Origin of the sequence: Streptococcus taonis, assembly GCF_029948085.1 — a bacterium.
Classification (GTDB): Bacteria; Bacillota; Bacilli; order Lactobacillales; family Streptococcaceae; genus Streptococcus; species Streptococcus taonis.
Window position 1 is genome coordinate 58,813 of sequence record NZ_JARZZP010000007.1, and the last position, 13,384, is coordinate 72,196.

General features: G+C 39.8%; 13 protein-coding genes and 1 tRNA gene. 13 read left to right on the top strand and 1 reads right to left on the bottom strand.

Features of this window, described 5'->3' with window-relative positions:
* The first annotated feature begins 13 nt into the window (after positions 1–13).
* The 8 genes from rsmD (at position 14) to QEZ38_RS05155 (ending at position 6,453) form a co-directional block, all read left to right on the top strand.
* Positions 14–553 carry a 16S rRNA (guanine(966)-N(2))-methyltransferase RsmD gene (gene rsmD, locus QEZ38_RS05120; protein ID WP_045762698.1) on the top strand — a complete coding sequence of 180 codons (540 nt, stop codon included), beginning with the start codon at positions 14–16 and terminating at the stop codon, positions 551–553.
* On the top strand, positions 543–1,031 hold the full coding sequence (gene coaD / locus QEZ38_RS05125) for a pantetheine-phosphate adenylyltransferase (protein WP_281335224.1): 489 nt from the start codon (positions 543–545) through the stop codon (positions 1,029–1,031). The genes rsmD and coaD overlap by 11 nt, the downstream gene beginning before the upstream one ends.
* On the top strand, positions 1,015–2,052 hold the full coding sequence (locus tag QEZ38_RS05130; RefSeq protein WP_281335225.1) for a SepM family pheromone-processing serine protease: 1,038 nt from the start codon (positions 1,015–1,017) through the stop codon (positions 2,050–2,052). The genes coaD and QEZ38_RS05130 overlap by 17 nt, the downstream gene beginning before the upstream one ends.
* Before the next feature lie 56 nt (positions 2,053–2,108).
* Complete coding sequence (locus QEZ38_RS05135; RefSeq protein WP_000615324.1) at positions 2,109–2,339, top strand: DUF1146 family protein; 231 nt, start codon at positions 2,109–2,111, stop codon at positions 2,337–2,339.
* A gap of 25 nt (positions 2,340–2,364) precedes the next feature.
* The gene (murA, locus tag QEZ38_RS05140) at positions 2,365–3,651 is read left to right on the top strand and encodes a UDP-N-acetylglucosamine 1-carboxyvinyltransferase (protein ID WP_070460789.1); all 1,287 of its coding nucleotides are present in this window, start codon (positions 2,365–2,367) and stop codon (positions 3,649–3,651) included.
* Complete coding sequence (locus QEZ38_RS05145) at positions 3,638–3,832, top strand: DNA-directed RNA polymerase subunit beta (protein ID WP_080979309.1); 195 nt, start codon at positions 3,638–3,640, stop codon at positions 3,830–3,832. Before murA ends, QEZ38_RS05145 begins: the two co-directional genes overlap by 14 nt.
* A 206-nt stretch (positions 3,833–4,038) precedes the next feature.
* Positions 4,039–4,869, top strand: coding sequence for a DNA/RNA non-specific endonuclease (locus QEZ38_RS05150; protein ID WP_281335226.1), 831 nt, complete (start codon positions 4,039–4,041; stop codon positions 4,867–4,869).
* A 252-nt stretch (positions 4,870–5,121) separates the two neighbouring features.
* The gene (locus QEZ38_RS05155; RefSeq protein WP_281335227.1) at positions 5,122–6,453 is read left to right on the top strand and encodes a hemolysin family protein; all 1,332 of its coding nucleotides are present in this window, start codon (positions 5,122–5,124) and stop codon (positions 6,451–6,453) included.
* Positions 6,454–6,539: 86 nt separating this feature from the next.
* On the opposite strand, the gene QEZ38_RS05160 is transcribed toward QEZ38_RS05155, so the two are convergent.
* Positions 6,540–6,610, bottom strand: a tRNA-Cys gene (locus QEZ38_RS05160).
* A 189-nt stretch (positions 6,611–6,799) separates the two neighbouring features.
* Here QEZ38_RS05160 and QEZ38_RS05165 point away from each other — a divergent pair.
* From QEZ38_RS05165 to QEZ38_RS05185, 5 genes are all read left to right on the top strand, one after another.
* Entirely contained in the window at positions 6,800–8,779 is a 1,980-nt protein-coding gene (locus QEZ38_RS05165) for a peptide ABC transporter substrate-binding protein (RefSeq protein ID WP_281335228.1), read from the top strand.
* 65 nt (positions 8,780–8,844) lie between these two features.
* On the top strand, positions 8,845–10,341 hold the full coding sequence (locus QEZ38_RS05170; RefSeq protein WP_049502738.1) for an ABC transporter permease: 1,497 nt from the start codon (positions 8,845–8,847) through the stop codon (positions 10,339–10,341).
* Positions 10,341–11,267 carry an oligopeptide ABC transporter permease OppC gene (gene oppC / locus QEZ38_RS05175; protein ID WP_248035153.1) on the top strand — a complete coding sequence of 309 codons (927 nt, stop codon included), beginning with the start codon at positions 10,341–10,343 and terminating at the stop codon, positions 11,265–11,267. The genes QEZ38_RS05170 and oppC overlap by 1 nt, the downstream gene beginning before the upstream one ends.
* A gap of 8 nt (positions 11,268–11,275) precedes the next feature.
* The gene (locus tag QEZ38_RS05180) at positions 11,276–12,343 is read left to right on the top strand and encodes an ABC transporter ATP-binding protein (protein WP_281335229.1); all 1,068 of its coding nucleotides are present in this window, start codon (positions 11,276–11,278) and stop codon (positions 12,341–12,343) included.
* 10 nt (positions 12,344–12,353) lie between these two features.
* Entirely contained in the window at positions 12,354–13,280 is a 927-nt protein-coding gene (locus QEZ38_RS05185; RefSeq protein WP_001291283.1) for an ATP-binding cassette domain-containing protein, read from the top strand.
* Positions 13,281–13,384: the final 104 nt, after the last annotated feature.

Genomic DNA, 13,384 nt, shown 5'->3' on the forward strand with positions numbered 1-13,384 from the left:
TATAATATACGGTATGAAAATCGTATCAGGTATCTACGGAGGGCGTCCTTTAAAGACGCTGGACGGTAAAACAACTCGACCTACTTCAGATAAGGTAAGGGGCGCTATTTTTAATATGATTGGTCCCTACTTTGAAGGTGGGCGAGTGCTAGATCTTTATGCTGGCAGTGGTGGTCTATCCATCGAAGCAGTCTCAAGAGGGATGTCCAGTGCCGTTCTGGTCGAGAAGGATCGCCGAGCCCAGAATATAGTCGCAGAAAATATTCGGATGACCAAGGAAACCTCTAAATTTCAATTATTGAAAATGGAATCCAGTCGCGCATTGGAGCAAGTGGATGGTGTCTTTGATCTTATTTTCTTGGACCCTCCATATGCAAAAGAACAAATCGTGTCAGATATTGAAAAAATGGCGGAGAGAAATCTTTTTTCAGAGGATGTCATGGTGGTTTGCGAAACAGATAAATCAGTAGAACTTCCAGAAGAAATCGCCTGTTTGGGTATCTGGAAGGAAAAAATATATGGAATTAGTAAGGTGACGGTTTATGTCAGATAAGATTGGGCTATTTACAGGTTCCTTTGATCCGATGACCAATGGACATTTGGATCTCATTGAGCGTGCAAGTAAGCTCTTTGATCAATTGTATGTGGGAATTTTTTATAATCCACACAAAATGGGATTTTTACCGATAGAGAGTCGAAAGAAGACTGTTGAAAAAGCAGTGGGACATCTCAAAAATGTGGAAGTGATAGCTTCTCACGATGAATTAGTCGTTGATGTTGCTAGAAGATTAGGTGCAGAGGTCTTGGTGCGTGGCTTGCGTAATGCAACAGATCTTCAGTATGAAGCTAGTTTTGATTTTTACAACCATCAACTAGCAGGAGAAATGGAGACAATCTACCTTCACAGTCGGCCGGAGCATGTTTACATCAGCTCTTCGGCTGTGAGAGAACTATTGAAATTTGGTCAAGATATCAGCGGGTATGTACCAAATGCTGTCCTAGAGGAGTTAAACAATGAAGAAAAAAACTAGATGGCCCTTATATCTCATTATTGGGCTCATTATCACTTTTATCGCTTTTACAGTGCCCCTGCCTTATTATATCGAGGTACCAGGAACTTCTGAAGATATTCGAAAGGTCTTACAAGTTAATAACCAACCTGACCAAGAGGAAGGTTCCTACCAATTTGTGACGGTTGGAGTTAAGCACGCTAGAATGGTTGACTTAGTCTATGCCTGGCTAACACCTTTCACCGACATACATAGTGCCAAAGAGATGACGGGTGGTTCATCAGATGCGGAATTTATGCGAATCAACCAGTTTTACATGGAAACTTCGCAAAACATGGCCAAATATCAAGGTCTGAAGACGGCGGGTAAGGAAATAGAGCTCAAATATCTGGGTGTCTATGTTTTGACTGTAACAGATAACTCGACTTTCAAAGGGGTTCTCAATATTGCTGACACCGTAACAGCGGTGAATGATAAAACTTTTGAGAGCTCCAAGGAGATGGTGGACTACGTTAATTCTCAGACTCTAGGTGATCAGGTGAAGGTTACTTATGAGGAGGATGGAAAAGTCAAAACTGCCGAAGGAAAGATCATTACTCTAGAAAATGGGAAGAATGGTATCGGAATCGGTTTGATTGACCGTACTGAAGTATCTAGTGATGTACCAATCAAGTTTTCAACTGCTGGCATTGGTGGTCCTAGTGCTGGGATGATGTTTAGTTTATCCATCTACACGCAAATTGCAGACCCTACTCTTCGAAATGGACGGATTATTGCCGGTACAGGAAGTATCGATAGAGATGGTAACGTAGGTGACATTGGCGGAATTGATAAAAAAGTGGTTGCCGCAGCTAAAAAGGGAGCTACTGTATTCTTTGCTCCTAACAATCCAGTAACTGAGGAAGCTAAAAAGGCAAATCCAAATGCCAAGAGTAACTATGACACAGCTCTAGAAGCAGCTCAAATGATTAAAACAGACATGAAAATCGTTCCAGTCAAAACGCTTCAAGATGCGATTGACTATTTAAAAAACAATCCCTAAACAGTAGGCGAATCCCTAAACTAGCGTAGAAAAAAAGAAGATGGTATAATAGGCAAATGATTCAATTGTTTTTTACCCTTAGTAGTCATATGTTTTTTGTCTACCTAGTCTTTCAACTCTTGAAAGATTTGGTCAGATGGGATCAAATTTTGAAGGTGACAAAGGATAATGCGAAGAAGGTTCGACTCTTGGTAGTATTGTGTAGTATCGGTTTAGGATATCTGATTAGTTCCTTTTTCCTAAATCTCTACCAACTTTGGCAAGAAGCAGTTAGAACACTATTCTAAAATTGTAAGTGAAGGAAAATACTCTATGGAAAAAATTGTAGTTCAAGGTGGCGATAATCGTTTGGTTGGAAGTGTCACCATCGAGGGCGCAAAAAATGCAGTGTTGCCACTGCTTGCAGCAACTATTTTAGCAAGTGAAGGAAAAACAGTCTTAAAAAATGTTCCTATTTTATCGGATGTTTTTACCATGAATCAGGTGGTTCGTGGATTAAATGCGAAAGTAGACTTTGATCAAGAAGCACATATTGTTGAAGTTGATGCGACTGGAGATATCACAGAAGAAGCCCCCTATAAGTATGTCAGCAAGATGCGTGCTTCTATTGTAGTATTGGGGCCAATCTTGGCTCGTGTGGGACATGCTAAAGTTTCGATGCCAGGTGGCTGTACTATCGGTAGTCGTCCGATAGACCTTCACCTAAAAGGACTCGAAGCAATGGGGGCTGAGATCACCCAAACGGCTGGTTATATTGAAGCTAAGGCAGAACGCTTGCACGGAGCTCACATTTACATGGACTTCCCTAGTGTTGGAGCTACTCAAAACTTGATGATGGCAGCAACTCTTGCTAACGGCGTAACTGTCATTGAAAATGCTGCGCGTGAACCTGAGATTGTCGACTTGGCTGTTCTCCTAAATAAAATGGGTGCCAAAGTCAAGGGGGCAGGAACAGAAACTATTACCATTACTGGTGTTGAACAACTACACGGCGCAACCCACAATGTTGTGCAAGACCGTATTGAAGCAGGAACCTTCATGGTAGCAGCTGCCATTACAGGTGGAGATGTCTTGATTCTGGATGCTATCTGGGAACATAATCGCCCCTTGATTGCTAAATTACAGGAAATGGGTGTTGAAGTCATCGATGAGGACGAAGGAATTCGTATTCGTTCTCAACGTGAAAAATTAAAGGCTGTTCACGTTAAGACACTTCCACATCCAGGATTTCCGACAGATATGCAAGCGCAGTTCACTGCTCTAATGACCGTTGCTCAAGGTGAGTCAACTATGGTAGAGACTGTATTTGAGAATCGTTTTCAACATTTAGAGGAAATGCGTCGTATGGGCTTGCACTCTGAAATCATCCGTGATACAGCCCGTATCGTCGGAGGACAGCCTCTCCAAGGTGCAGAAGTTCTATCGACAGACTTACGTGCCAGTGCAGCCTTGATTTTGACAGGCTTGGTAGCTGAAGGCGAAACAGTTGTAGGAAAGCTTGTCCATTTAGATAGAGGTTATTACCGTTTTCATGAAAAATTAGCCCAGTTAGGAGCTAAGATTGAACGGGTAAGTGTGGAAGCTGATGAAGATGAATAAACGATCCAAATATGTCTTACGTCGCTTTATCCTAGTAATTGTAGTACTACTATTAGGATTCTTAGCTCTTGCTATTGGTTTGATGATTGGCTATGGTATTCTAGGAAAAGGTCAAGATCCTTGGGCTATTTTAGCACCAGCAAAATGGCAAGAACTCATCGCAAAATTTACAGGAAAATAGACTGGGAGACCAGTCTTTTTCTAGGAAGTGAATGTAATACTCAATGAAAATCAAAGAGCAAACTAGGAAGCTAGCCGCAGGCTGCTCAAAACACAGTTTTGAGGTTGTGGATAGAACTGACGAAGTCAGCTCAAAGCACTGCTTTGAGGTTGCAGATGGACGCTGACGTGGTTTGAAGAGATTTTCGAAGAGTACAAGGAGAAAATATGAATAAAAAAACAAGGCAGGCCCTAATTGGCCTCTTGCTCTTTTTGCTCTTGTCAGCAGGAAGCTACTATATTAAACAAATGCAGTCTTCCAACACTGCACCACAAACACAAGCAAAACAAAAATCACAATCGTCGGATACTCCAAGTAAAGAACTGGCTGAAAGTGTCCTAACAGATTCGGTTAAAAAACAAATCAAGGGTACTCTAGAGTGGAATAGCGCAGGAGCCTTTATCGTCAATAACAATAAAACCAATCTGGATGCTAAGGTTTCAAGCAAACCCTATGCAGATAACAAGACAAAAACTGTAGGAGGAGAGACAGTTCCCACAGTAGCGAATGCGATCATGTCAAAAGCAACAAGGCAGTACAAGGACCGTGAAGAAACTGGCAATGGTTCAACATCTTGGACGCCTGCGGGTTGGCATCAGGTTAAGAATCTAAAAGGAAGCTATAACCATGCGGTCGATAGAGGACACTTGTTAGGCTATGCCTTGATAGGTGGTTTAGATGGCTTCGATGCTTCTACCAGCAATCCTAAAAATATTGCCGTACAGACAGCTTGGGCCAACCAAGCGCGTGCAGAAGATTCCACAGGCCAAAACTACTATGAGAGTTTGGTTCGAAAAGCCCTAGATCAGAATAAACGAGTGCGTTACCGTGTGACGTTGCTCTATGCGTCTGAGGAAGACTTGGTGCCGTCTGCATCGCAGATTGAAGCTAAGTCCTCTGATGGAGAATTGGAGTTTAATGTCGTTATTCCAAATGTCCAAAAGGGAATTCAGTTAGATTACCGAACAGGTGAGGTCACAGTCACAAAAAACAACTAATTGATCAAGAGGTTGAGGGAAAATCCCAACCTCGTTTTTTATTAGTCATGAACTGTTGACACGATTGGTTGTTTTTTGCTCTTCTGATTTTAAAGAGCTTTTTTGAAAATTTACAAGGCTTGAACTAGGGCGTCGGGACTGGGATTGCAGTTCTCTATTCAGCGACCCTTTATCATAGAAATTGAAAATTAATGTGTAGAAATTGGAAAATATGGTATAATAGTTTCAATTATACTTTTTAGGAGAAGGAAAATGGAAGACCCGAGCAGTCAGGATTTGTTACTGCAATTTGTTTTATTAGTTGTTTTGACCTTTTTAAATGCCTTTTTCTCTGCAACAGAAATGGCCATGGTTTCACTTAGTCGTTCACGTGTTGAGCAAAAAGCTGAGGAGGGAGATAAACGCTATATCCGTTTACTAAAGGTACTTGAAAACCCGAATCACTTTTTATCAACCATTCAAGTTGGTATCACCTTAATTACGATCTTGTCAGGGGCTAAACTAGCAGATTCACTTGGAGAGTTGATCGCCTCTTGGATGGGAAATAGCGAGACTGCCTATGCGGTAGCTAGCTTCTTATCATTAGCTTTCTTGACCTATATTTCTATTGTTTTTGGCGAACTTTATCCTAAGCGAATTGCTCTAAATCTTAAGGATGCCTTGGCTATCCGAACAGTACCGTTTATTATTGCTCTTGGTAAGATTGTGAGTCCCTTCGTTTGGATGCTCTCGGCGTCAACTAATCTCTTGAGTCAATTGACACCGATGACATTTGACGATGCAGATGAAAAAATGACTCGTGATGAGATTGAGTACATGTTGTCTAAGAGTGAAGAAACCTTGGATGCTGATGAAATTGAAATGTTACAAGGGATTTTCTCGCTAGACGAGCTCATGGCACGTGAAGTCATGGTTCCTCGAACCGATGCTTTCATGGTAGATATTCAAGATGACACTCAAACCATTATCCAAAGTATCTTGAAACAAAACTTTTCTCGTATTCCTGTTTATGATGGAGATAAGGATAATGTTATTGGATTGATTCATACTAAGAGTCTTCTTAAAGAAGCCTTTGCCAGCGGTTTTGACAATATTGTCTGGAAGCGAATCTTACAAGATCCACTCTTTGTACCTGAGACCATTTTTGTGGATGATTTATTAAAAGAGTTTAGAAATACCCAAAGACAGATGGCTATCCTACTAGATGAGTATGGAGGGATGGCTGGTCTAGTTACGTTGGAGGATCTCCTTGAGGAGATTGTTGGTGAGATTGATGATGAAACTGACCGAGCTGAAGTCTATGTTCACACTATTGGTGAGAATACCTATATTGTTCAAGGTACGATGAACTTGAACGACTTCAATAGTTATTTCGATGTTGAACTTGAAAGTGACGATGTAGATACGATTGCTGGTTACTATTTGACTGGCGTGGGAACTATTCCAACATCAGAAAAACTTAGCTATGAGTTAGAAAGTAGCAATAAGCATATCACTCTAACCAATGATAAAGTCAAAAATGGACGTGTAACCAAGCTTAAGGTTCAAATCCAAGCACTCGAATCAGAAGAAGAAACAGAATAAAACAAAAGCTTTATCAGAGTAGAACTGATAAAGCTTTTCTAGTAGTAAAAAAGAAAAGACCCCTGTAGGAGCCTTTGATAATATAGAGGCGGTAGACGGATTTGAACCGACGATCAAGCTTTTGCAGAGCCGTGCCTTACCACTTGGCTATACCGCCTTAACTTTTATTATTATACCTTTTAAATTAAATCTCGTCAATAGTTTCTTTTCTGAAAATGTAAGTTATCCTGCTTTCCTGATTTAAAAAGGCATGCGACAAAATATTCTGAAAATTCGTTTACTTTTGAAAGGGATTATGGTATAATTAACAGTATCTCATTAATTTTAATAGAGGAGTTAACTAAACATGAAAAAAGGTCGGATTTTTGCGGTAGCAGGGGTTGCCCTACTTGCAACAGGCGTTCTCGCAGCTTGTGGTTCTTCAAAATCATCAAATGCTGAAGCACCAAAAGCATATGGTTATGTATACACTGCTGATCCAGAAACATTGGACTACCTTATCTCTGGTAAACAAAGTACAAAAGTTGCCACTTCAAACGGTATCGATGGACTCTTTACGAATGATAAGTATGGTAACCTTACTCCTGCAGTCGCTGAAGATTGGTCAGTATCTCAAGATGGTTTAACATACACGTATAAAATTCGTAAAGGTGTAAAATGGTTCACATCTGATGGTGAAGAATATGCAGAAGTAACTGCAAATGACTTTGTTACAGGTTTGAAACACGCAGCCGACAATAAATCAGCCGCCCTTTACCTAGCACAAAATTCTGTTAAAGGATTGGCTGACTACTTGTCAGGAAACAACACAGACTTCTCTGCAGTAGGTGTTAAAGCAGTCGATGATTACACTCTTCAATATACATTGAACCAACCAGAACCATACTGGAACTCTAAACTGTCTTACGGAATTTTTTGGCCTTTGAACGCAGAGTTTGAAAAATCAAAAGGAAAAGACTTTGGTAAGGCGACAGATCCAACATCATTGCTTTACAATGGTCCGTTCTTGCTTAAAGGATTGACAGCTAAGTCTTCTATCGAGTTTGCGAAGAATGAACAGTATTGGGATAAAGACAATGTTCATATTGATACTGTAACGCTTGCTTATTATGATGGTTCGGACCAAGAATCAATCGAGCGTAACTTTACAAGTGGTGCATACAGCTATGCCCGTCTCTTCCCTACTAGCTCGAACTATTCTAAGGTAGCAGAAACATATAAAGATAATATCTACTATAACCCACAAGGTTCTGGTGTTGCTGGTTTGGGTGTCAATATTGATCGCCAAAGCTATAAGTATACTTCAAAAACAACTGACGAAGAAAAAACTTCTACTAAGAAAGCCCTTCTTAATAAAGATTTCCGTCAAGCTTTGAACTTTGCATTTGATCGCACTGCATATTCGGCTCAGATTAATGGTAAAGATGGAGCAGCACTTGCTGTTCGTAACCTCTTCGTAAAACCAGAATTTGTTTCAGCAGGTGAAAAAACATTTGGTGACTTGGTCACTGAGAAAGTTGTTTCTTATGGTGATGAGTGGAAAGATGTAAACTTTGCAGATGCTCAAGATGGACTTTACAATGCAGACAAAGCGAAAGCAGAATTAGCTAAAGCTAAAAAAGACCTTGAAGCAGATGGCGTAAAATTCCCAATCCACTTGGATATTCCAGTTGACCAAACTGCTAAGAACTACATTGCGCGTATTCAGTCCTTCAAACAATCTGTTGAGACCGCTTTGGGTACAGATAATGTAGTTATCGATATCCAACAAATCACTACGGATGAATTACACAATATCACATACTACGCTGCTAGTGCGGCAGCAGAAGATTGGGACCTTTCAGGTGCTGTTGGATGGAATCCAGACTATGATGATCCATCAACTTACCTTGATATCTTGAAATCAACTAATAGTGAAACAACTAAGACCTACATGGGCTATGATAATCCATCAAATCCAGCGGTTGCTCAAGTTGGTTTGAAAGATTACGACAAATTAGTTGATGATGCAGCTAGTGAAACAAGTGATCTTAACAAACGTTATGAGAAATATGCAGCAGCTCAAGCTTGGTTGACAGATAGCTCACTCTTCCTTCCAGCTATGTCGTCTACTGGTGCTGCTCCAGTTATTTCACGCGTAGTACCATTCTCAGAATCTTATACTCAATCAGGTGATAAAGGCTCAGATATTTACTTCAAATATCTTCAATTGCAAGCTAACACTGTAACAACCAAAGAGTACAAAGAAGCTCGTGAAAAATGGCTCAAAGAAAAAGCTGAATCAAACAAAAAAGCTCAAAAAGAGTTAGCGAGTCATGTGAAATAAATAATGCTCATCAGAACTTTCTCTCCTAAAGGAGAAGGTTCTTTTGGGATTTTAAAGGAAATAATATGAAAAAATATGTTTTTATGCGTATCTTGCGGTCGTTGGTTTCTATTTTCTTAGTAACGACCTTGATTTACACAATCATCTATACGATGGTTCCACGGAAGTTGATCTTCAAACAAGATACTAACTACAATAAAATTGCGACAACGGCTGATAAACGAGATAACTATGAAAATACTGTCTTTGAGCGTATGGGTTATATCGAATATTACGATACGAAAGAGTTGCAGGAAAAAGCTAGTAGCATTGACTCTTCTGTTACAGTAGATGCAAATGATACAAATAAAGCAATCTATGAAAAATATATCCAACAACTTGGGAATGGTTGGACTCTAGGTGAGTTTACAGAGAGTGGACAATTCTACGCTACACGTGAAATTCCTATTTTTGAGCGTGTGTTCAAATTCTATGCAAACTTGCTTGATATTGACCATACAAACAAGATCCAAGACCCTGAGAATCCTAACTTAGAGCGTTATTTGCGCTTTGAGAATGACCCTGCTATCGGTTGGTCTCTTGTGGGTTCAGGTACTAAACACAAATACCTCTTATACTTCAATAGTCAGTTCCCATTTGTTCACCAAAACTTTGTCAACTTGAATCTAGGAGATTCTTATCCAACTTATGCCAATACTCCTGTTCTTCAAGTTATTACACAAGGACAAGGACAAACGAAGACTTCTGAAGTTCAATTCCCAACTGGTAAGAAAACATCATCAGTTAACATTTACTCAAGAACTTATAAATCTCCGAGTCAAGCTGATGCTCGTGAAGTAGCGAACTACGGTAAAGATGATCCATATACAGCTACTGAAAGCAACTATCAGTACCCATCTATGATTGCAAGTTCTGCTATCACTGGTTTGATTGGTCTTGCGATTTCATATGCGATTGCGATTCCTCTTGGTTCAGCAATGGCTCGTTTCAAAAACACTTGGATCGATAGTTTCGCTACAGGGACTCTAACGTTCTTGTTGGCTCTTCCAACGATTGCCCTAGTCTATATTATTCGTTTGATTGGTTCTTCAATCGGCTTCCCAGACTCATTCCCAATCTTGGGTGCTGGTGATTGGCGTTCTTATGTCCTTCCAGCAGTGATTCTAGGCTTGCTAGGAGCACCTACTATGGCAATTTGGATTCGCCGTTATATGATTGACTTGCAATCACAAGATTTCGTTCGTTTTGCTCGTGCTAAAGGTTTGTCTGAGAAAGAGATTTCTGATAAGCACATCTTTAAAAATGCTATGGTACCACTCGTTTCTGGTATCCCAGGTTCTATCATTGGTGTTATTGGTGGAGCAACTCTTACTGAAACAGTCTTCGCCTTCCCAGGTATGGGTAAAATGTTGATCGACTCTGTAAAGGCTTCAAACAATAATATGGTAGTTGGTCTCGTCTTTATCTTCACTTGTGTTTCAATCTTCTCAAACCTTATTGGAGATATTTGGATGACCATTATTGACCCACGTATTAAATTGACAGAGAAAGGAGGCAAATAATGTCTACAATTAGTAATGAAAAATTTCAGTTTGTAAAACGTGATGATTATGCCTCTGAAGCAATTGATGCTCCTGCCTACTCATACTGGGGTTCTGTCTTTAGACAGTTTTTGAAGAAGAAATCAACAGTAATCATGCTAGGTATCTTGATTGCAATTGTTTTGATGAGTTTCATTTACCCAATGTTCTCTGATTTTGACTTCAATGATGTAAGTAAGGTAAATGATTTTAGCGCTCGTTACATTAAGCCAAATGCTGAGCATTGGTTTGGTACAGATAGTAATGGTAAATCTCTCTTTGACGGTGTCTGGTTTGGAGCTCGTAACTCTATCTTGATTTCTGTCATTGCGACCTTTGTCAACCTTTTTATCGGTGTTGTTATTGGTGGAATTTGGGGGATCTCAAAATCAGTTGACCGTATCATGATGGAAGTCTACAACGTTATCAACAATATTCCATCACTTTTGATCGTTATTGTTTTGACTTACTCTATCGGTGCAGGTTTCTGGAATTTGATCTTTGCCATGAGTGTAACCACTTGGATTAGTGTTGCCCATTCAATTCGTATCCAAATGTTACGTTACCGTGATTTAGAGTACAACCTTGCTTCACGTACCTTGGGAACACCAAGTTACAAAATTATTATGAAAAACATTATGCCCCAATTGGTATCTGTTATTGTTACGAGTACGTCGCAAATGCTTCCATCTTTTATCTCATATGAAGCTTTCCTATCATTCTTTGGACTTGGCTTGCCAATCACAGTACCAAGTTTGGGACGTTTGATTTCAGATTATTCTCAGAACGTAACAACCAATGCATACCTCTTCTGGATTCCATTGACAACTTTGGTCTTGGTATCCTTGTCCCTTTTCGTAGTAGGTCAAAACCTAGCGGATGCTAGTGATCCACGTACACATAGATAGGAGTAGAAATGACAAAAGAAAAAAATGTAATTTTGACTGCTCAAGATATTGTCGTGGAATTTGATGTTCGTGACAAGATTTTGACAGCTATTCGAGGTGTCTCCATTGATCTGATCGAGGGAGAGGTTCTCGCTTTAGTTGGAGAGTCAGGTTCAGGTAAATCAGTTTTGACAAAAACATTCACAGGAATGTTGGAAGAAAATGGTCGTATTGCACAAGGTAGTATTAATTACCGTGGGCAAGATTTGACAGCTTTATCTTCTCATAAAGATTGGGAAAGTATTCGTGGTGCGAAGATTGCAACTATCTTCCAAGATCCAATGACCAGTCTAGACCCAATCAAGACAATCGGAAGTCAAATCACAGAAGTTATTGTTAAACACCAAGGCAAGACTGCGCAAGAAGCTAAAGAATTGGCTATCGACTATATGAATAAAGTTGGTATTCCAGATTCTGAGAAACGTTTTGACGAGTATCCTTTCCAATATTCTGGGGGAATGCGTCAACGTATCGTTATCGCGATTGCTCTTGCTTGTCGTCCAGACATTCTTATCTGTGATGAGCCGACAACAGCTCTTGACGTGACCATCCAAGCACAGATTATTGATTTGTTGAAGTCACTTCAACACGAATACCACTTTACAACAATCTTTATCACCCATGACCTAGGTGTCGTAGCAAGTATCGCTGATAAAGTTGCAGTTATGTATGCTGGTGAAATCGTCGAGTATGGTACTGTTGAAGAAATCTTCTACGACCCACGTCATCCATATACATGGAGCCTCTTGTCAAGCTTGCCTCAACTTGCGGATGACAAAGGTGAATTGTACTCAATCCCTGGAACACCTCCATCGCTTTATACTGAATTGAAGGGAGATGCTTTTGCTCTTCGTTCAGATTATGCTATGAAGATTGACTTCGAGGAAAAAGCACCTCAGTTTGCAGTATCTGATACTCATTGGGCTAAGACATGGTTGCTTCATGAACAAGCTCCAAAAGTTGAAAAACCATCGGTGATTGCAGATTTACACGACAAGATTCGTGAAAAGATGGGCTTTACACATCTTGTGGACTAGGAGGAAGGAAATGTCTGAAAAATTAGTAGAAATTAAAGACTTAGAAATTTCCTTCGGTGAAGGAAGCAAAAAGTTTGTCGCTGTTAAAAATGCGAACTTCTTTATCAACAAAGGAGAAACTTTCTCACTTGTTGGAGAGTCTGGTAGTGGTAAGACAACAATTGGTCGTGCTATTATCGGTCTTAATGATACCAGCAAAGGTGATATCATCTTTGAAGGTCAAAAAATTAATGGTAAAAAATCACGTGAACAAGCTTCGGAATTAATCCGTCGTATCCAAATGATTTTCCAGGACCCTGCTGCAAGTTTGAATGAACGTGCAACGGTTGACTATATCATTTCTGAAGGTCTTTATAACCACCATTTATTTAAAGATGAAGAAGAAAGAAAAGAAAAAGTTCAAAATATTATTCGTGAAGTGGGACTTTTGGCTGAACATTTGACACGTTACCCACATGAGTTTTCAGGTGGACAACGTCAACGTATCGGGATTGCCCGTGCCTTGGTTATGCAACCTGACTTCGTTATTGCGGATGAGCCGATTTCAGCCTTGGACGTTTCAGTACGTGCCCAAGTTTTGAACTTGCTCAAGAAATTCCAAAAGGAATTAGGCTTGACTTATCTCTTTATCGCCCACGATTTGTCAGTAGTTCGTTTCATCTCTGATCGTATCGCGGTAATTTATAAGGGTGTCATTGTTGAAGTGGCTGAGACTGAAGAATTGTTTAACAATCCAGTTCATCCATACACGCAAGCACTTCTATCAGCTGTTCCTATTCCAGACCCAATCTTGGAACGTAAAAAAGTTTTGAAAGTCTATGATCCAGATCAACATGACTATGAAACTGATAAACCTTCTATGGTAGAAATTCGTCCAGGTCACTATGTTTGGGCAAACCAAGCTGAGTTGGAACGCTATAAAAAAGATTTGAAATAAGAAAGAGTTTTGTAATCTTGGTAGAATAATTCTATTAAGGTTATGAAACTTTTTTATTTTTGTAAAAGAACATTAGTTTAAAGATAGACAACTATATACCCGAA

Excerpts from the sequence above, each read along its gene's own strand:
- rsmD (WP_045762698.1), top strand. The coding sequence starts at position 14 with ATGAAAATCGTATCAGGTATCTACGGAGGGCGTCCTTTAAAGACGCTG.
- coaD (WP_281335224.1), top strand. The coding sequence starts at position 543 with ATGTCAGATAAGATTGGGCTATTTACAGGTTCCTTTGATCCGATGACC.
- QEZ38_RS05130 (WP_281335225.1), top strand. The coding sequence starts at position 1,015 with ATGAAGAAAAAAACTAGATGGCCCTTATATCTCATTATTGGGCTCATT.
- QEZ38_RS05135 (WP_000615324.1), top strand. The coding sequence starts at position 2,109 with ATGATTCAATTGTTTTTTACCCTTAGTAGTCATATGTTTTTTGTCTAC.
- murA (WP_070460789.1), top strand. The coding sequence starts at position 2,365 with ATGGAAAAAATTGTAGTTCAAGGTGGCGATAATCGTTTGGTTGGAAGT.
- QEZ38_RS05145 (WP_080979309.1), top strand. The coding sequence starts at position 3,638 with ATGAAGATGAATAAACGATCCAAATATGTCTTACGTCGCTTTATCCTA.
- QEZ38_RS05150 (WP_281335226.1), top strand. The coding sequence starts at position 4,039 with ATGAATAAAAAAACAAGGCAGGCCCTAATTGGCCTCTTGCTCTTTTTG.
- QEZ38_RS05155 (WP_281335227.1), top strand. The coding sequence starts at position 5,122 with ATGGAAGACCCGAGCAGTCAGGATTTGTTACTGCAATTTGTTTTATTA.
- QEZ38_RS05165 (WP_281335228.1), top strand. The coding sequence starts at position 6,800 with ATGAAAAAAGGTCGGATTTTTGCGGTAGCAGGGGTTGCCCTACTTGCA.
- QEZ38_RS05170 (WP_049502738.1), top strand. The coding sequence starts at position 8,845 with ATGAAAAAATATGTTTTTATGCGTATCTTGCGGTCGTTGGTTTCTATT.
- oppC (WP_248035153.1), top strand. The coding sequence starts at position 10,341 with ATGTCTACAATTAGTAATGAAAAATTTCAGTTTGTAAAACGTGATGAT.
- QEZ38_RS05180 (WP_281335229.1), top strand. The coding sequence starts at position 11,276 with ATGACAAAAGAAAAAAATGTAATTTTGACTGCTCAAGATATTGTCGTG.
- QEZ38_RS05185 (WP_001291283.1), top strand. The coding sequence starts at position 12,354 with ATGTCTGAAAAATTAGTAGAAATTAAAGACTTAGAAATTTCCTTCGGT.